Here is an 18077-nt window from a genome sequence, read left to right on the forward strand (position 1 = left end):
GCCGCGGCGACCCGCCGCACGGCGGCGCGCGCCACCCCTCGGCAGTGGGGGCCCACCGCCCCCCGGCCCAGCACTCCGCCCCCGGCGGAGTGCTGGCCCTGGTGATCGGTGTCGGTCGTGCCCCGACCAGGTTGCCGCTCCTCCTTCCCGGCCGGTTCCGGGCGGTAGCGACGAGCGGCCCGGGCGGCCTCCGCCGGGGCAACGCCCAACGAGGTGAGACGGCACATCTCGTCGAGCATCGCGACATCGGAGGGGGACCAGCGCCGGTGCCGACCGTCCGCGCGCGACGCGGGCCCGATGCCGTAACGCTGTTCCCAGGAGCGGATGGTGGTCGGCGACACCCCCAGGCGTCGGGCCAGGGCCCCTGTGGTGATTCCTACAGTCGTTTCGGCCATGCGATGCACCTCACGCGTGCTCACCAGCCCAGATGCGGTCGCGCCGCGCGGCGGCTATTCCTGCGGGGGTACTGGTGATGCCTCTGTGCTTGCCCCGAGCTGATGCGGCCGGAGTCGGTGGGCCCAGTCGGTGCGGGGAACCTCGAAGGGCCTTCGGTACGCGGACATCTCGCCCGGCAGGCGGTCGGTCAGGGGGCGCAGAGGATGCGAGGCGGGGTCCGGCGGTGGAGTCTCCTCGTCGCGGACCTTGGACCCGAGGATGACCGCGCCGATCAGCACGGCGACGACGATCACTCCGATCAGAACGAGCACAGCGGCCTCCTGTGGTGCGAAGCGATGGATCTAGCCCGTGCTTCATCCCTCGTCGCGCATGCGGATGCAGAAAGGGCGAAAGATCCCTCTCTGGGCGGTACCGGCCGCGCACCAACGGGGAACCTCGGCACTCTCCGGCCGCAGGAGGCCTCTTGGGTACCGCCTCGGCGAACAGGCCATGCACCAGCGTCCTCGAAATCGACACCGGGGCCAAGGCTGTCCGCGCAAGTCACGGCTGTCCGCGCAAGGCACAGTGGAAGTCATCATGGTCGCCCTCGTCGGCGTAGACGTTGCCGCTAGCAGTGGACCAAGCGCTCTCACTCACTGGCAGCCGATGACGACCCGGCGGCTTGCCTGGGTGCCGTTGGGTGGCTGTCCGGACGGGGGAGGCCGGGGAGAAAAAGCGGCCGGCGCTTACGTCGATTCCGGTATTCCGGGTATGCGCAGTTCTGGGGCGCCCTCGCTATGGGTGAGCCCGGGGCGCGGCGGCACCCGGGAGGTGTCACGCTCCCTTTTCCGTCCGGCGATCGCGGAAGGCCGTTTCTGATCATGGATGTTTCGCAGAACGTTCGTCCCCCTCCGGTACTGGCGGGCGCGGGGAGTGACTTTGCCCGTCTGTCCCGGAAGATCCGGGAGGCTGGGCTCATGGCGCGCCGCCCCGGGTACTACGCGCTGCGCATCGCGGCTGTCACAGCTCTGTACGCCGCCGGGTGGACGGCCTGCGTCCTCGTAGGCGACAGCTGGTGGGTGCTGCTGGCAGCCGCGTTCCTTGCCTTTGTGTTCGGGCAGGTGGCCCTGCTTGCGCACGACCTCGCCCACAGGCAGGTCTTCCGGCTGCGCAAGGCCAGCGAGGCGTCCGGGCGCATCGCCGGCAACCTCGGCATCGGCATGGGGTACGGCTGGTGGCAGGACAAGCACACCCGCCACCACGCAAACCCCAACCACGAAGAACTCGACCCCGACCTCGACCCCGACATCTTCGTCTGGACCCAGGACCAGGCCCGCGCGGCCAGGGGCCTTCCCCGGCTGCTCGGCCGCTCACAGGCCTTCCTCTTTTTCCCCCTCCTCGCGCTGGAGGGGTTCAACCTGCACGTCTCCGGTGTGCGATCGCTCTTCGACCGCTCACTCAAGAACCGGTCGCGGGAGGGATTCCTGCTCGCCACCCACTTCGCCGCCTACCTCGGCGTGCTATTCCTGGTGCTTCCGCCCGGCAAGGCGGTCGTGTTCCTCCTCGTCCACCAGTGCCTCTTCGGCATATACCTCGGCTCGATCTTCGCCCCCAACCACAAGGGAATGCCGGTCCTGAGGGGCACCGACCGGCCCGACTTCCTCAGACGCCAGGTCCTGACCTCGCGCAACGTGCGCGGGGGCCGGTTCACCGACATTGTTCTCGGCGGCCTGAACTATCAGATCGAGCACCATCTCTTCCCGAGCATGCCCAGCCCGCACCTGCGCCGGGCACAGACCATCGTCCGCCCGTACTGCCAGGAGCTGGGGGTCAGCTACCTGGAGACCAGCCTGGCCCGCTCCTACCGGCAGACCCTTGCCAGTCTCCACGCGGCGGGAGCCCCCCTCCGAGGGCCGCGCGCCGCCTGACAGAAGGTCGCCGAGCCGCCTGCCGGGCGCGGCCCACGTTCCGCGACCGGTAGAAGAGGGAGGTACGGAGGGGTTCGCGCGGCAGGCCGTCTTGGGAGGGGCATGGCGTGAAATGAGATTCCCGGCGAGAGTGACGATCGTGGCTCCCCTGGTGGTGTGGGGGCGCGGGGGACGGCTCTCGCCCGTGTGGTGACCCCTCTTCCGTACCCTCTCAGGCTTCGAAGTGAAACCGGCCGGTGGTGCCAGTGATGTCGAAGAGGTGGTGTAAGCGGCGGGGGAGGGGCGCGACCAGGACCAGTCTGGCGGGGCCCTCCTGGACGTCCAGAAGGGTGTCGATCAGGGAGACGTCGCCGAAGGCGATCCCGGTCAAGTCGACCCGGACGCAGGTGGCGCCCTCGTCGAGGGCGTCCGCCACGGCCTGCCGCATGCACGTGACGCTGTCGGTGTCGAGCTCTCCGGTGGCCTGGAGGAGCGCGGTGCCATCGGCCCCCGTCGCCTCCCGGTACACGCCGGCTCCGCCCGGGGCACTGTAAACCTGTCCGTTGGGGACGTAGGTGAACAGCACATCGCAGTCGGCGCGGTCCTCACCATTCACGCGGATGCACCTCCATCGGTTCGCAGACCGACAGTTTCGTGCCCGCTCCCCACCGGGGCCATTCCGTGCCCCCACGGATCTGCGGTGAGTGTCAGGGGGATGCCGAGGGCCTCGCACAGTCGGCGCACCCGAGCCAGGACGCTGAGCGAAGCGTCCGTGGCCGGACAGGATTCCCCATGCAGACGCACGCCCCGCGGCCGGTAGGCGAGCACCAGTTGCTGCACATGCAGTGCTACGGCTGCGCGGGAGTCGACATCGAGATCGGCGGGTACGTTCAGAGCCAGGACTTGGCCTTCGTCGGCATGCTTCACGGGCATGGCACGCTGCTTTCCGCCAGACCGGCACACCGCCACCCCTGACGCCCGGGTGCTGAGGTGGAGAGCCGGAGGACCGGGTCGGATTTCACGTTGCGACGGAGACGCAACGACGTCAGGACCTGGAGCCAGGCATGCCCCGGCCGTTCGCCCTGCGGGGCTGGAGTGAGGCGCGAACACGCACATCCGCCGGTCGCCTGGCATTTCCCACGCTACTCGGTTGCTCGGTCTGCGCAAGATCGGGGCGGCCGGACGATGTCGTGAGCCTCGCAACAAGCTCGCTTCTGCGGCTTCTCCAACGGTTTGACGTCGGGCTGATGACCGCGGAGGCCGACCGATGGAAGTGGCAACTGCGTCTGGCCCGCACCACCCGGTCGGCAGCTCGGTCCTCCTGGCCATGGTCGCGGCCTACTCCACGGGCGGCCATGGGCCCGTGGTGACGCAGCGGAGCCCAGGCCGGTGCTCCGGGCTTGCCGTCGGTCACGTCGGGCATCGAGTTCCGAGTATGCGAGGAAGTCCTTCCCGGTCAAACCGATGACGCGCCCTACATCGAAGTGAGCGCGGCGCGGTTCACGCGCGTCTCCCGGTCAGTGGCCGAGCTTGCGCTTGAGTTCGGCCTTGTTCATGGACGAGCGGCCGTGCAGGTTGCGGCGCTGGGCTTCCGCGTAGAGCTGGTCGTACGTGAGGCCCTGCGACCCGCTGTGGGAGCGCTGTCCTCCACGCTTGCCGGAGGACATGTCCTGGATCGAGCTCTTGCTCGCCGTCTCGGACTCGCCCGCGCGGGCCCGCTCCTTGTTCACGGTCCGTGCCGCGATCTCCTTCGCTCGCTTCGGGCTCTCGCCGCGTTCCTCCGCGCTCTCCTTGATGTGCTCGTACTGCCGCTCACGCTTCGGACTGGATCCTCGGGGCATGACGTCTCCTTCGCGAGGACGGGACCGGCGGGGACACCGCGGCGGGCGGTGCCGTCGTACATGACGAGCACCTACCCGCCCCTCCCTTTCGCACGCCTCGCGGGGGCCGGTGCTCATGGGCAGTGCGCACCGCTTGCCGCGCAGTCGGGGCTTGTCCGCCCCGTCGAGCGTTGACTGCCCCATCCGACAACCGAGCGTCGCGAATGGTACGGCCGTCTCGCCGGCGTCCAAGAGTCGCAGCATCTGGTGGCTCTGAGCGCTCAGCCGAAACGAGTGGCCGGACTCCATGGCTCGTTTCCTGGCGTGCAGGAGCACATCGAGTCCTGCAGAGTCGCAGGAGGGCGGGTACCTCAGATCGATGACTACCTCGGCTTTGGGTGTCGCCTCTACGATCGCCGTGATCAGCGTCTGCCGCACTTCTTCCGCGTGGTGCAGGTCCACGTCCCCACACGCTACGGCGATCGCGTTGGGAGATGGTCGGCCTTCCTCGGTTGCGCCACCCTCTCTTCCGCCTCAGCCATCACGATGGCTCACTCACAGGGGTGACTGCCCAGAGTCGGCCGCCGTACGCGACCGACTTCGCGTCCCGGCCGTGCCGCGCCTCAACGCACTGAACGGCAGATCAACGGTCTCATGCGGGCACCGGAGCGAAGGGGTGCAGTATGTCGTCGCCTGAGGCGATGACGCGATAACTGCCCTCCGGCACCTCGTTCCAGGCTCCGGGCAGGTCGTTGAGGGGTTCGGACACGATGAGGCGCGTCTCCGGTGAGATGTCCCGCAGGAAGGACACGTCGGGGTGCAGCCGGCGCAGGTCGTCGACCCGGCTGCTGTAGAACAGCGAGCGCGAAGCACGCTCGCTGGAGTAGCGGAAGGCCCAGACGCGTTCGCCGTCCGTGAGCGCGACGGTCATCTGGAGGGGGAAGTCCACCCCGTGCTCGCGGCCGACGTGCTCCACGGCACCCGCCATCCGCGCCACTGCTGCGGGCGGATCCTGCTCCAGACCGAAAGTGACGGTGAGATAGAACATCACCTCGGAGTCCGTCGTTCCTTCGAGGTCGGCGTAGAGCGCGGGGTCGACGAGCAGAGCCAGGTCCCGCCGCATGAGGTGGAACCCGGCTATGGCGCCGTTGTGCATGAACATCCAGCGGCCGTGCCGGAACGGGTGGCAGTTGGACTGCTGCACCGCCGTTCCGGTGGATGCCCGGATGTGGGCGAAGAACAGCGGCGAACGGACGTGATCCGCCAGCTCCCGCAGATTGCGGTTGTTCCAGGCGGGTCCGACGTCCCTGAGAAGCGCCGGGGTGTCGCTCTCGTCGGTGTACCAGCCGATGCCGAATCCGTCGCCGTTGGTGGTTTCCACGCCGAGTTTGGCGTTCCGGCTCTGATCGATCAGCGAGTGGGCCGGTTTGTACAGGATGGTGTCCAGCAGCACCGGCGTACCGGCGTACACGAGCCAGCGGCACATGAGTGATCACCTGGATCCCTTGAACTCCGTCAGGGCGTGAGGAGGGTCTTGATCATGTTGTCGCTCCTGGCCTGGAACATCTCGTACGCCCGGGGTGCCTCGCCAGCGGCATCCTGTGGGTGGCGAAGCCCTCGACGCCGAGGGGGTCGGAGTCGTCGAGCAGGGGAAGGATGTCGTCCACCCAGGACCGCACGTTGGCCTGGCCCATCCGCAGCTGAACCTGCTTGTCGAACATCGTGAGCAGAGGCATGGGGTCCACCGCCCCGCCGTAGACGCCGGAGACGGAGACTGTGCCGCCGCGGCGCACGATGTCGATCGCGGCGTGGAGGGCGTCGAGCCGGTCGATGCCGGCGTGTTCCATCAGGGGCCGGGCGACGGCGTCCGGCAGCATCGCCGTGACCCGCTGGGCCGCCGCCGTGAACCGTGTTCCATGGGCTTCCATGCCCACGGCGTCGATCACGGAGTCGGTCCCCCGGCCGTCGGTGAGACTCCGGACGGTCTCGGCCAGATTCCTTCCGTGCTCCTTGAGGTCCAGGGTGTGGACCCCGTGCTCGGCCGCGCGGGAAAGCCGGGCCTCCACCAGGTCGACGCCCACCACCATGCCCGCTCCCCGGTGCAGGGCGATCCGCGCGGCCATCTGCCCGATCGGCCCGAGCCCCAGCACGGTGACGGAGCCGCCCGGGGGGATGTCCGCGTACTCGACGGCCTGCCAGGCGGTCGGCAGCACGTCGGACAGGTAGACGAACCGCTCGTCGGGCGGGCCCTTGGGGACCTTGATGGGGAGCGTGTCCCCGAACGGTACGCGCAGGTACTCGGCCTGCCCACCCGGAACCTGACCGTACAGCTTGGTGTACCCGAAGAGGGCTGCGCCCTTGCCGTACGCGCGCACCTGGGTGGTCTCGCACTGGGACTGGAGTCCCTGGTCGCACATGAAGCACCGACCGCAGGAGATGTTGAACGGGACGACCACCCGGTCTCCGGTGCGGAGCGTCGACACCTCGGGGCCGGCCCACTCCACGACGCCCATGGCCTCGTGCCCCAGGATGTCGCCGGGATCGATGTAGGGGCCCATCACGTTGTAGAGGTGGAGGTCCGATCCACATATTCCCGTGGACGTCACCTGCACCACGATGTCCGTCGGTTCCTCGATCCGTGGATCCGGGACAGACCGCACACGGACGTCTCGGTTGCCCTGCCAGGTCACTGCGCGCATGGCCCTGCCTCCCAGGAGGGGTCCTACGAGGTGTCAGGGAGCGACTTCCCAGGTCTGACGCCGCCATGCGTCGCACGCCCGGAAGCCAGCGCGGCGGGTAGAGCAGTGGATGCGGGGTAGCCCCCTTCGCCGAAGTCCTACGTGTTCCGCTTCCGCGGGTCACGGCTGTTTGGGTGACGGCATGCCCAGTTCCGCATTGGCCGGCGCACAGGTGCGCAGCCGCCGCTGTTCGTATCGCCCGGTGTGTACCGGCGACAGGCCGATACCTGGCTGCTGGCCGAAGCCCTCGCCCGAGAGGAGCTGGCACCCGGCGCGGCCGTGATGGAGATCGGTACCGGTCACCGGCGCGCTCCCGCTTCACGCGGCCGCGAGGGGACCCCGTGTCACGGCGGTGCACGTGTCCTGGCCGGCTGTGACCGCCGCGTACGTGAACGTCCTGCGCCGGCGGTCGTCGCCGGGCCGCCGCGGGGCGCGCTGAACCTCGCCCGGCGTGTCCCGGCCCGGGCTCCCCCTCGTCTCACTCCCTGAGTGTGGTGCGTACCAGGTCGTCCACCACGTCGTTCAGGTCTCCGCGTCGCTCGTACGACGCGCGCTGAAGGGCTGCCCCGCCTCCGGAGCGCCGCACCCGGTCGAACAGCCTCTCCGCGAGTTCCAGGTCGCCGACGGCTGTCAGCCCTGGCCGCGCCCGCACCAGCAGACGCTCCACCGCCGTCGTGGCCGGATCGGATGCGCCGCTGAGCGGATCGATCCCGTCGCCTGCCAGTCCGTGACGAGCGGCAAGCCGGTGGGCAGCCCGCAGCCTCGGCCCGGGGCAGGGGGCCGGGAGACCCTCTGCGACCTCGGGCAGGAGCGCGGTGGCCAGCCCCCGTACGAGGGCGGCGAGCAGCATGACGGTGTCGAGGTCGGCGTTCACGTCGCAGAGCCGGATCTCCAGCGTCGGGACGTGTTCGGAGGGGCGCGCGTACCAGTAGATCATCCGGCGGTCGAGCAGGGTGCCGGTGCGCACCAGGTGCTCGGCGAGGCGGTCGTAGCCGGGTTCGTCGACCAGAGGGGCCGGCCCGACACCGGGCCAGCGCGCGTGTTCCGTGAACCGCCGGCTCGCCCAGCCGGTGTCGTGGCCCAGGGAGAAGGGCGAGTTGGCGGCGAGCGCCTGCAGCGTCGGCAGCCAGGGACGCATGTGGTTGGCCAGGGCGAGGGCCTGGTCGCGTCCGGTCACCCCGACGTGGATGTGGCAGCCGCAGACCATTCCGTCGTACGAGCCCACCAGTGAGGGCCAGCGAGCGGCCATCCGCTCGTACCTCCCTCCCGGGGTCACGGCCGGCGGCCGCCCCGGGGGGACCACCGGAGTTCCGGTGGCGACGAGTCGGCACCCTTCACCGGCCGCGGCATCCGCCATCACCTTACGGAGCAGAGCCAGCTCGGACCTCAACTCGGCCAGGGCGGCCGTGGGGCGCGTACACACCTCGACCTGTGCCCCGAAGAACTCCGACTGTGCCTGATCCCCCAGCACCGCACGTGCGGCCTCCACGACGCGCGGGCCGCGGGCCACAGGCATCCCCGTGTGCCGCTCCACCAGAAAGAACTCCTCCTCCACTCCCACGGTCATCCGCCGTGTCTCTCGTGGAAGGTCCGCGTGGGCACGGTCGATTACAGGGACCGGGACCACCTCAAGGGGGGACATGGGAGCGCGCCCTTCGTCGGCCGGGCCGTGGTAGGCCTGGCAGCCTCACCCGTCACATCGCCACTGCCCGCGATCTCGTCTGGAATGCCTCGCCCGCCGGCGCCGTCCGCACCCGCCCCCCTGCCCGCCACGACCGCGGTTCTGAGGCACCTGTATCGACGGGCAGAGGGCCCAGGACGGCTGCCAGTGGCGTCCCCGTTCGGCTGCCGCACGCCTGAGACCTCCTTGCCGCGCCGCGCCCGGCCAAGGCGCACCCAGCCGCGGAACGCCGACGGAGCGGGAGAGGCCTACGCTGGAGGTACCCCTAGTGAATCGGAGGGCGTCATGATCCTCCTCGGTGTCATTCTGCTGGTCATCGGATTCATCGCCGGGATCAGCATCCTGTGGACCATCGGCATCATCCTCGTCGTCATCGGGGCAGTCCTCTGGATTCTCGGCGCCGCCGGCCACGCTGTCGGCGGGCGCAAGCACTACTGGTAGCGGGCCGATCGCCCGTCGGCAGAGCCGCGGAGTGAGCGGTGCCACTCTCACCGCAGGATGGCAGGCAGACTCCGTCGGGACGCCCTGCTCCCCGCCCGGGCTGAGCGGCGCCTGCCTCAAGCAGCGGGGCGCCGTACGGCCCTTGTACGGCATGCCCCGCCGACTGCCACTCGTCCTCGGCGCCACTGGTTCGCCCTCCCGATCGGCCGTATCCGTCCGAGTGCGCATCGCGTCCCGCAGGACCGATTGCGCAGTCTTCTCCAGCAGAGGACTTCCCTTATGGCTGTGCGGCACCAGTTGATCCGGCGTCCCCCGCAGGTGGTGTGGACGGTGCTCGCCGATCCCGACGCGTACAGCGAGTGGGTGGTGGGGCCCTCCGAATCCGCGCCCCTCGACGATGACTGGCCCGCCGTCGGTGCGCGGCTGCGCTACACCGTCCGCATGGGCCTCTGGTCATTCCACGGAGTGACCACCGTTCGGCACGTCGAGCCGGGCCGGGAGCTGGAGCTGGAGGCCTCCTTCAAGGCCCTCGGCACAGCGCGGATCTTCCTCCAGCTCCGGCCGTGGGGACAGGACACCCTCGTCGTGTGCGACGAGCACCCCCTGCGCGGCGTCGGCGGCACCCTCCACAACCCCGCCACGGAAGCGCTGCTCCAGCTCCGCCACCGCGGCATGCTGGCCCGTCTGGCCGACGTGTCGGAACGGCGGCACCAGGGGGTACGTCATGCCTGACGCGGTGGTGATCGGCGCGGGCCCGAACGGGCTGGTGGCTGCGAACCTGCTGGCGGACGCCGGCTGGAGCGTGGAGGTACTGGAGGCACAGGAAGAGCCCGGAGGGGCGGTACGCAGTGACCGCGGTGTCCATCGGGACTTCGTCTCGGACCTCTTCAGCGCGTTCTACCCGCTCGCCGCTGCCTCTCCGGTTCTCGCGCGCCTCGACCTCGCCGCTGAGGGCCTGCGGTGGAGCCACGCCCCGCGCGTATTGGCGCATCCCCTGCTCGACGGCAGATGCGCCGTCATCGAGCGCAGCGTTCAGGAGACGGCATCCGGGCTCGAGGCCTTCGCACCCTCCGACGGCGACGCCTGGCGGGACATGCACGAGATCTGGAAGCGTGTCGGGCCCGATCTCGTACGAGCCATGTTCACTCCCTTCCCGCCGGTCCGCGCGGGGATCCGCCTGGCCTCGAAGTTCCGGGCCGCAGGCGGCCTTCGGCTGGCAAGGAAGCTGGCGCTCCCCGTACGCCGTCTGGGCGAGGAGGAGTTCGCCGGTGCGGGTGGCCGGCTGCTCCTCGCCGGCAACGCCCTGCACGCCGACCTGTCTCCGGAGGCCGCCGGCAGCGGCGGATTCGGCTGGATGATGTCGATGCTCGGCCAGAGCCATGGCTTCCCGGTTCCCGTCGGAGGCGCCGGCATGCTGACCGCGACGCTGGTCAGCCGTCTCCAGCGTCGCGGTGGCGTGGTGCGATGCGGGGAGCCGGTGGTGTCCGTCGTAGTTCGCGGTGACAGGGCCGTGGGAGTGGTGACGGCCGGCGGAGAAGCGGTGGACGCGCGTCGTGCGGTGCTCGCCGACACGTCGGCTACGGCGCTGTACCGGGACCTCGTCGGGCAGGAACACCTCCCGCCACGACTGCTGCGGGACCTGGAGCGGTTTCAGTGGGACTTCGCGACCTTCAAGGTCGACTGGGCTCTACGCGGCCCCGTGCCGTGGACAGCACCGATGGCCGCCGGGGCGGGCACCGTCCACCTTTCGGACGGGATCGACGGCCTGACCCGATTCGCCTCGCAGATCGCCATGGGAAGGGTCCCCGACGAGCCGTTCGCCCTCCTCGGACAGATGACCACGGCGGACCCCAGTCGCTCCCCCGTCGGCACCGAATCCGCATGGGCCTACACGCACCTTCCCCAGCACATCAGCTCCGACGCGGGCCCCGACCGCATCACCGGCCGCTGGGACACCCGTGAACAGGAAGCGATGGCCGACCGCGTCGAAGCACAGGTGGAACGGTTCGCACCCGGCTTCCGGGCGCTGATCGGGGCCCGCCGCATCCTCGCCCCCACCACGCTCCAGGCCATGGACGAGAACCTCCACAACGGTGCCATCAACAACGGCACCACCGCCCTGCACCAGCAGGCCGTCTTCCGGCCCACCCCCGGCACCGGCCGCCCCGAGACCCCGGTGAAGGGCCTCTACCTTGCATCCGCAGCCGCCCACCCAGGTGGAGGGGTCCACGGAGCCCCCGGCGCGAACGCCGCGCGGGCAGCACTCCGGACCCGAGGGCTCAGGAGCCTCCGCCACCGCGCCCAGCACATGTGACCAGCCGCTGCTCGCTCAGCGCATGTGACCAACCGCCGCTTGCTGCGCCCCCGGCTGCACCCGGACCCGCGAACCAGTAGCCGTCCCTCCACCTCGACACTGGATCGGAGGGAATCACCATGACGGAGCGGGATACGGCATGACCATGGGAGGAGCCGCACCCCGTGGACGCCACCACCGAAACCACGCCGCTGCGCGCTGTCACTTGGTCTGCACGCCGTCGCCGGAACAGTCCAGCCGCGCAGTTGCTGGCAGAGCAGACCGTGGCCGCCCTGACCGACCACGGTGTGACCGGGAAGGTCATCCGGATTGCCGACCACGACGTCCCACCGGGCACCAAGGTCGACCTGGGAAACGGGGAAGCGTGGCCGGAAAGCCGCGTCACCTACGGCAAGGCCGCGGCCGTGTGCTTCGTCGGCAACGAGGACGGCGCCAACCACGTCAGTGCCGAACTCTTCCAGGGCCTGAACGACGTCTGCTTCTCCCTCGCCGCGAACGCCGTCACCCACTGGGTGGGCGAGGCCATGCAGGGCACCGACTACCAGGACCTCGACAAGACCCCCGAGAAGACCGCGGCCACGACCAGGATCCGCCGCGAACAGAGCACACACCGCGAGCTGTCCCAAGGCCACCCCCTACTCGCCCACTTCTGACCCCCACCCCGCCCCGACGGAGCTGGAAGGAGACCGCGATGACTTTCCAGCCCCGCCTCACCGATCCGGTGGGGCTGCACACTCGTCCGCCGTTTCCCGAGCAGGACCAGGACCACCCCGGCTCGACCGCGGCGATGGATCCCCGCCCCGACCACGGTGAGGACATCTACCAGGGCCACGGCCTGCTGCATGGCCGCAAGCGCTGGTCACCGGGGGACTCCGAAATCGGCAGTGCGGTCTGCCAGGTCTTTGCACGGGAGGGAGCCGACGTCGTCTTCACCCACTTTCCCGATGAAGCCGACGAGGCGGGGAGTCCGCCCGACTGATCCGTCAGGCCGGCCGTACACACATCAAGGACTCCCGCGAGAAGCGAGTGATGTCCGTGGGGCGCGCCAAGGAAATGGCCTCCGGCGAAGAAGCGCGGCATCGAAGGCCGCTCGACCATGCCCAAGCAACAGCTGAAAGGGCGCCCAGGTTTCGCATGCCGCTGTCCTGTGACGGCGGCGCCCGGTGGTTTCAGCGCACCAGGTCGACGAGCTTCCCATACGTCAACTGGTCCGTGTCTTCGGCGGTTAGGTGGACGCGGACGTCGCCAAGGGTCTCTTTCAAAGAAGCGTAGGCTGCTGTGTAGCTTTCCTCCTGGCCGCCATCATCGCCAGCGGCAGTGGGCCGCCAAAGGATCAGCAGCTGTTCGTGCCGATGTGCGCCTTCCCTGGAGGCGAAGGCCAGTTCGTAGACAACGAGCCGCGGCTCCTTGGCGGGTAGCGCACCGAGCAGTTCGTCGTGAGTCAGGTTGGCCTCCAACTCAACCACCAGGACGTCCGCAAGATCCGCGTGGCGCAACACCACCGCGTTGATCTGCCGCGTCCCCTTCATATGCCGGAGGGCCTCTGAGGCGCCCTCGGAGAGGGACAACCGACTGCTCACAGGAACCTCGTCTCATCTCACCGCCGCTACCCCGGTCCAACGTTGCGGCCCCGTCGGGGTTGCGGTGCATGATTGGTCCGGAAAGCTGAATGCACCAGCATGCCCAGGGCGTCACAGGGCGCCGGCCGGCGCATGTTGCCTGAGGGCTTGGCCTCCAACGAGTGACGTCCTGCCGACGGTCGCCGAAAGCGTGGGTGGGAAGCGCCGCGCGAGAGCGCTCGGGAACACTGAGCCTTTTCCAACCTGCCTGTCAGCAGGGCTGGCTACGTCCGGTTGAGAGGTCGGGACATGGCAGCCCTGCTGTGGATCTGCTGGCCAGGGGCCTGGCGCCGACTGGCGTAGCCAGCTGTCCACATGCCCTTGACCAGCACAGATACGAGGTTGGGAAAGGCTCACGGACCCGCATGGAGCTCGCTTCTGGTCTGGCCAAGCGGCCTTGCGATCTCCGGCACGCGGGCGTCTCGTTCTGGTTGTACTCCGGGGTAGACCCGGCTGAGTGTGCTCGTCGCGCGGGCCAGAGTATCGAGGTCCTGTTCCGTCACTACGCCAAGTTCCTGGATGGCGTCCGCGAGCAGGCCAACCGCCTCATTGAGCAGTCCATGGAGGAGTGGGACCGCGTCAGCCGGGGGGAGGTGCCTGGGGGTGAGTCGGGGTTTGGTCCGTGACTGGTCCGGAAGAGCTGGTCAGGTGCGGGACATCGGTGGGATGAACTGGGAGTTTCGGTACAAGGGAGACCCCGCCCTCGGCAAGACGAGCGAGAGGCGCCTGACAGGCGAAAGCGCAGGTCAGGCGCCTCTCTTCGTGTCTCTAGAAGAACCCGAGTTTCTTCGGCGAGTAGCTGACGAGCAGGTTCTTCGTGTGCTGGTGGTACACGCACCGTGTGGCCGCTGAACAGCGGAAACGGCCACGCTTCGGCCAAGCTGCAGGCGTCTGGTCCGCGTATGGCCCGGATCTTGATCGGCCTCTTCCCTAGCCCCGAAGAGCGACCGCCATGCGGGAGCAGTTCGGACCGAAGGACGACAGCCGCTCAGCCTCGCCCCCTTTGTGGCCACGATGAGCCGCGAGTTGTGATCCCTACACCCCCGCTAGGCACTGTCCGGCGGATCATGTGATTTTCCGAGTGGTCGCGCGTTGGTTCGGTCACGGGGCGGGGGGATCTAACGAATCGCGGGTGGTCGCTTGTGGAGCCACATCTGCCGCTTTCTGGCAGGCGGGGAGGGCGGTGGAACGATCACCGCACCGTGCTCAACGGGATCCTGTTCCGGATCCGTACCGGCATCCCGTGGCGTGACCTGCCGAAACGCTACGGCTCCTGGAAATCCGTCTACGAGAGGCATCGCCGCTGGTCGGCGGACGGCACCTGGGAGCGGATCCTGCAGGCGGTCCAGGCCCACGCCGACCTGGCCGGCCGGATCGACTGGGGCATGGTCGGTGTCGACTCGACCTCCTGCAGGGCCCACCAGCACGCGGCCGGAGCCCGCAAGGCCGCATCGCGGGTTCCGAAAAGGACGCCGCCCCGGCACCACCGCCCCGACGAGGGGTTCGGACGGTCTCGGGGGCTGACCTGCAAGCTCCACCTCGCCGGGGATGATGGCTGCCGCCCGATGGCTCTCCTGATCACTCCGGGCCAGTGGGGCGATGCCCCCCAGATGATCGAGGTTCTGGACCGGATCCGGGTGCCGCGCCCGCTGGGCGGACGACCCCGGACCTGGCCCGACCATGTCAGCGGTGACAAGGCATACAGCTCCCGCCGAAACCGCTGCTACCTGCGGCGACGCGACATCAAGCACACCATCCCGGAACCAAAGGAGGCGCCTTCGTTCTCCCCAGATTCTCCCCAGCAGCAGCCAGTTCGGGGCGACATCACCGCTGGTGAGCTGACTTCCTCGTGCCTGCGAGACCGCTACGCATCGTCATCGGCCCCGAGCGCGCGCGTGGGTCCTGGGCATGGAGGCCCCGGGTCGGCAGAAGCAGGGTGGTCAGCGCCCAAGCGGTCCTACGATCTCAGGCACGCTGGCAGCTCGTACTGGCTGTACTCCGGTGTGGACCCGGCTGAATGCGCTCGCTGAGCGTCTGCGGCGCGATCGAGCGAGTTCGTCGCCTTCGCGTTGGCTCTCTACGCGGACGATCCCGTCGAGGACGAGCAGGTCCTACAGATTCCGTACGGTGAGGAACTCGTCTGGGGTGACGTACGTGCACTTCGCCGCAAAGGTCATGAGGCTGTCCGGGACGACCGAGGTCACGGTCCTCTGTCCAGTGGGATACGCCGGGCGGCTGCCGCGAACGCCCGTCATCGCGTTCGTCTGCAGCTCGATCGCCGTGGCAGGCGTGGTCTCGGTGCTGAACACGGCTGCCTGACTATCGCCCGGGACCCAGCGGTGGCACCCGCTCCTCGGGCTGCGGGTGCCGAGCGAACCAGCGGGCGACCGGTTCCGCCGACACCCCGTGCAGGACCACGCTGAGCAGGACCGTCGCTGCGGTCACGTTCACCACGAAGTCCGCTTCTCCCTTCGGGAGTTGGATGGAGGCAAGGACCGCGAAGACGATAGAGGTGACACCGCGTGGCCCGAGCCAGCCGATCGCGACGCGTTCGGGGCGGGTGAAATCGGTGCCGGTGAGCGACACCATCACCGGAACGAACCGGGCCACGGTCAGTACAAGGATCGCGTACGCGAGGACCTGGAGCGCGATCCCGTCGGCGAACGCCTCGGCGGCCAGCGCGCCGAAGGCGTACCAGGCCGCCAGGGCCAGCAGATGGCTGACGTCCTCCACCAGGGTCAGGGAGTCACTCCCGATCACGGAGACGGTGTTCGCATACCAGAGGCCCGCCACGAACGCCGCGACGAAGCCGTTGCCCTCGACCAGCACGGAAGCCGCGTACGTCAGGAACGGCAGGGCGAGCCCCGCCATGCGCAGGCTCGCGGGCTTGGCCCACCCGGACTCCAGCGCCCGGCGCACCACCTGGGAGGCCAGGAACCCGAGGACGCTGCCGATGATCGCCGCGTACACCGCGCCCTTGAGGGCGTTGAGGAGGAGGTCGCCGAACGTGTCGCCCTCGGCGGAGACCAGGTTGGCGACGCAGAAGACGAAGAGCGGCGAGATCAGTCCGTCGTTGAACCCGCCCTCGATGTTGAGCGCCGCTCGCACCCGCAGGGGTACGCGCTCGTCCCGGAGGATCATCAGGACCGGGGCGAGGTCCATGGGCATGACGACGAGGGCCGCGACTGCCAGGAGCCACCAGCTCCTCCCGGGGAAGACGAGGGCGCCCGCCAGGGTGGCGAGCAGGAGTGAGGCCGGCAGGGCGATCCCGAGGAGCCGCCCCTCTCCGACCGGACCCCGCAGCCGGGCGTATTCCCGTGCCTCGGTGGCATCCGTGAACAGCATGACCGCGAGGACGAGTTCGATGGCCCGCTGGAAGGTGTGGGTGTCCACGTCGAGCGGCACGACCGGGTGGTCCTGTCCGCTGAGGAGAACGCCGGCCGCGGCGAAGGTGATCGGGGCGGTGATGCTCCACCGTGCCAGCCGGTCGGACACGACGGTCCACAGGAACAGCAGGGACAGCAGGACGAGGAGAGCGATCACGGCGACTCGCAGAGCGGGAGTGGGCAGAAGGCAGGACAAGGTGGGGTGACGCCGAAGCCGACGGTGACATCCTCACAGGTGAAAGGGTGATCGTCGGCCTCGGACACACCGCGTGCGCCGCTCTGGGCCCTGGTGCCGGGACGCCTGCTCTGTTCTCCTTGCCCCGGAGTGGAGTTCAGCGGCCCAGGTCCGACAGGACCGCCTTCGCCGCGTTCTCGCCCGACGTGGCCGCGTCGGCGAGCGACGGCATGTCGAGCTGATAGTCGCCGGCCAGATGGATCGGCCCGAGAGGGTTGCGAAGTGTGGGCAGCGACTCACGTCCCCGGGGTGCCCAGAACGGCACCACACGGCGGTGGCGTCGTACGATCCCGTCGCCGAGTCTCCCTTCGAGCTGGGGGTAGACCGAGAGCAGATCCCTGGAGAAGCGGGCGACGATCTCCTCGTCGGAGAGGTCGAACAGCGCGTCGGCCGAAGCGCCGCCGGCGAAACACGCCAGCGCACCACCCGGCTTCCGCGGACCGTTCTTACGTAGCGCGGCGGCGTGGTTGAACATCGCCTGGAAGGACAGTTGCGGCGTGGACACGGCGAGGAGCCCGTCCCAGGGCTGAGGCCCCTCCTCTTCGGTGAAGAATCCGACGATCACGTACCGCCCGTAGCGGATGTCGCCGAACGCGTTGCGATGTGTCGTCGGAAGTCCGGGAAGGATCTGCAGCGCGATGTCGCTGGGAACCGAGACGATGGCGCGCTTCGCACGTATCCGTTTCGAGCGGCCGGCCGCGACGTAGTCCACGACGACGCCGTCCCCGCTCTTCTCCACTGTCCGGACGGTCGCCCCGAGCCGAAGACGCTCGCCGAGGTCGGCGGCCAGGATGTCGGTCAAGGTCTGGTTGCCACCGGCCGGCAGGGCGAAGTTCGGCACCTTCGCCGGGTCCGTCAGAGCGAGTCCGATCGACACCACAAGCTGGGTCGCCGCCGTCTCCTCCGGCTCGCACCCCATCCACTGCCCTGACCATGAACGGACCATGGTCCGGGTCAGCTCGGAGCGGACACCGCGCAGGAGATCCGATGCGGGACGCGCGTCGAGCCCGGCGCGCACCTTCTTCGCGAGGCGGCTGTCCGATTCCAGGAACGGGGCCGCGGCAAGGATGCGGGCACCGACCATGGCCATGCCGACGCGATCCATGAAGCCCATGCGGGTGCGGAACATGAGGGCGAGTACGTCGGACGTGTCGACCAGTGCGCCGTTGAGAACAAGCGCCACGCTCGTGTCGGCCAGGGACCCCATCTCGATGTCGTGCCGATGGAGAGCGTCGATCAAGGGCCCGGTCCCCTCCGTGAACTGGGTGCCGACGTTGATCCAGTACTCGCCCTTCCGGACCGTCTCGACGCGTCCCCCCGACCGATCCGCCGCTTCGAGTACCACGACGTCCGCCCTGTCCGCGAGCGTCGTGGCCGCCATCAGGCCAGACATTCCCGCGCCGACGACCACGACATCGCAGGTCTCCTCGTCACTGTCTTCCACTGCGGCCATGACTAGCGACTCCTTGTACCGTTCTTCACTGCGCTAAGAATGAAAGTCGACTCGTATTCGAGAATACGCGAGCAGGCGGCGCCAGTACACCCGGAGGACGTGTGGGCG

General features: G+C 69.1%; 18 protein-coding genes and 3 pseudogenes. 9 read left to right on the forward strand and 12 right to left on the reverse strand.

Features of this window, described 5'->3' with window-relative positions; all coding sequences use genetic code 11:
• A partial coding sequence (locus ACFV2S_RS06070; protein WP_385554660.1) for a MerR family transcriptional regulator occupies positions 1-395 on the reverse strand: 395 nt, incomplete at its 3' end.
• Positions 396-449: 54 nt separating this feature from the next.
• Positions 450-707 carry a DUF6479 family protein gene (locus ACFV2S_RS06075; RefSeq protein WP_385554662.1) on the reverse strand — a complete coding sequence of 86 codons (258 nt, stop codon included), beginning with the start codon at positions 705-707 and terminating at the stop codon, positions 450-452.
• A 549-nt stretch (positions 708-1256) separates the two neighbouring features.
• Here ACFV2S_RS06075 and ACFV2S_RS06080 point away from each other — a divergent pair.
• Entirely contained in the window at positions 1257-2303 is a 1047-nt protein-coding gene (locus tag ACFV2S_RS06080) for a fatty acid desaturase family protein (protein WP_385554664.1), read from the forward strand.
• Between the two features lie 211 nt (positions 2304-2514).
• On the opposite strand, the gene ACFV2S_RS06085 is transcribed toward ACFV2S_RS06080, so the two are convergent.
• Positions 2515-2898 carry an STAS domain-containing protein gene (locus tag ACFV2S_RS06085; RefSeq protein WP_385554666.1) on the reverse strand — a complete coding sequence of 128 codons (384 nt, stop codon included), beginning with the start codon at positions 2896-2898 and terminating at the stop codon, positions 2515-2517.
• A gap of 176 nt (positions 2899-3074) precedes the next feature.
• On the opposite strand from ACFV2S_RS06085, the gene ACFV2S_RS06090 reads away from it, so the two are divergent.
• Positions 3075-3257 (forward strand): hypothetical protein, encoded by a 183-nt coding sequence (locus ACFV2S_RS06090; RefSeq protein WP_385554668.1) that lies wholly within the window; start codon positions 3075-3077, stop codon positions 3255-3257.
• Between the two features lie 542 nt (positions 3258-3799).
• Here ACFV2S_RS06090 and ACFV2S_RS06095 read toward each other — a convergent pair.
• From ACFV2S_RS06095 to ACFV2S_RS06120, 6 genes and pseudogenes are all read right to left on the reverse strand, one after another.
• Positions 3800-4123, reverse strand: a complete 324-nt coding sequence (locus ACFV2S_RS06095) for a plasmid stabilization protein (RefSeq protein WP_385554866.1) — start codon at positions 4121-4123, stop codon at positions 3800-3802.
• Positions 4124-4354: 231 nt separating this feature from the next.
• Positions 4355-4564 (reverse strand): annotated as a pseudogene (locus ACFV2S_RS06100) (STAS domain-containing protein); the annotation flags it as partial.
• 190 nt (positions 4565-4754) lie between these two features.
• A complete protein-coding gene (locus ACFV2S_RS06105) occupies positions 4755-5588 on the reverse strand; it encodes a class II glutamine amidotransferase (RefSeq protein WP_385554669.1) in 834 nt (277 codons plus the stop codon).
• A gap of 29 nt (positions 5589-5617) precedes the next feature.
• Positions 5618-6801 (reverse strand): annotated as a pseudogene (locus ACFV2S_RS06110) (alcohol dehydrogenase catalytic domain-containing protein).
• A 159-nt stretch (positions 6802-6960) separates the two neighbouring features.
• Positions 6961-7143 carry a hypothetical protein gene (locus tag ACFV2S_RS06115; RefSeq protein WP_385554671.1) on the reverse strand — a complete coding sequence of 61 codons (183 nt, stop codon included), beginning with the start codon at positions 7141-7143 and terminating at the stop codon, positions 6961-6963.
• A 175-nt stretch (positions 7144-7318) separates the two neighbouring features.
• Complete coding sequence (locus ACFV2S_RS06120; protein WP_385554673.1) at positions 7319-8407, reverse strand: glutamate--cysteine ligase; 1089 nt, start codon at positions 8405-8407, stop codon at positions 7319-7321.
• Between the two features lie 399 nt (positions 8408-8806).
• Between ACFV2S_RS06120 and ACFV2S_RS06125 the strand changes: the two genes are divergently transcribed.
• The 5 genes from ACFV2S_RS06125 to ACFV2S_RS06145 all read left to right on the forward strand — a co-directional run bounded on the left by ACFV2S_RS06125 (position 8807) and on the right by ACFV2S_RS06145 (position 12255).
• Positions 8807-8962: a DUF6131 family protein gene (locus ACFV2S_RS06125; RefSeq protein WP_385554675.1), complete on the forward strand. Its 156-nt coding sequence runs from the start codon at positions 8807-8809 to the stop codon at positions 8960-8962.
• A gap of 279 nt (positions 8963-9241) precedes the next feature.
• Positions 9242-9694, forward strand: coding sequence for an SRPBCC family protein (locus ACFV2S_RS06130; protein ID WP_385554677.1), 453 nt, complete (start codon positions 9242-9244; stop codon positions 9692-9694).
• Positions 9687-11276, forward strand: coding sequence for a phytoene desaturase family protein (locus tag ACFV2S_RS06135; protein ID WP_385554679.1), 1590 nt, complete (start codon positions 9687-9689; stop codon positions 11274-11276). The genes ACFV2S_RS06130 and ACFV2S_RS06135 overlap by 8 nt, the downstream gene beginning before the upstream one ends.
• Before the next feature lie 164 nt (positions 11277-11440).
• Complete coding sequence (locus tag ACFV2S_RS06140) at positions 11441-11929, forward strand: NADPH-dependent oxidoreductase (RefSeq protein WP_385554681.1); 489 nt, start codon at positions 11441-11443, stop codon at positions 11927-11929.
• Positions 11930-11967: 38 nt separating this feature from the next.
• Positions 11968-12255, forward strand: a complete 288-nt coding sequence (locus tag ACFV2S_RS06145; RefSeq protein ID WP_385554683.1) for a hypothetical protein — start codon at positions 11968-11970, stop codon at positions 12253-12255.
• Between the two features lie 190 nt (positions 12256-12445).
• Here ACFV2S_RS06145 and ACFV2S_RS06150 read toward each other — a convergent pair whose 3' ends face one another.
• A complete protein-coding gene (locus ACFV2S_RS06150) occupies positions 12446-12856 on the reverse strand; it encodes a hypothetical protein (protein WP_385554685.1) in 411 nt (136 codons plus the stop codon).
• 1145 nt (positions 12857-14001) lie between these two features.
• On the opposite strand from ACFV2S_RS06150, the pseudogene ACFV2S_RS06155 reads away from it, so the two are divergent.
• Both ACFV2S_RS06155 and ACFV2S_RS06160 read left to right on the forward strand, forming a co-directional pair.
• Positions 14002-14667, forward strand: a pseudogene (locus ACFV2S_RS06155) (IS5 family transposase); the annotation flags it as partial.
• A gap of 373 nt (positions 14668-15040) precedes the next feature.
• Entirely contained in the window at positions 15041-15214 is a 174-nt protein-coding gene (locus ACFV2S_RS06160) for a hypothetical protein (RefSeq protein ID WP_385554687.1), read from the forward strand.
• On the opposite strand, the gene ACFV2S_RS06165 is transcribed toward ACFV2S_RS06160, so the two are convergent.
• Both ACFV2S_RS06165 and ACFV2S_RS06170 read right to left on the reverse strand, forming a co-directional pair.
• Positions 15215-16438 (reverse strand): cation:proton antiporter, encoded by a 1224-nt coding sequence (locus ACFV2S_RS06165; RefSeq protein ID WP_385554689.1) that lies wholly within the window; start codon positions 16436-16438, stop codon positions 15215-15217.
• A 175-nt stretch (positions 16439-16613) separates the two neighbouring features.
• Positions 16614-17969, reverse strand: coding sequence for a flavin monoamine oxidase family protein (locus ACFV2S_RS06170; RefSeq protein ID WP_385554691.1), 1356 nt, complete (start codon positions 17967-17969; stop codon positions 16614-16616).
• Positions 17970-18077 lie beyond the last annotated feature (108 nt).

The organism is Streptomyces sp. NPDC059695 (genome assembly GCF_042733785.1).
GTDB lineage: Bacteria > Actinomycetota > Actinomycetes > Streptomycetales > Streptomycetaceae > Streptomyces.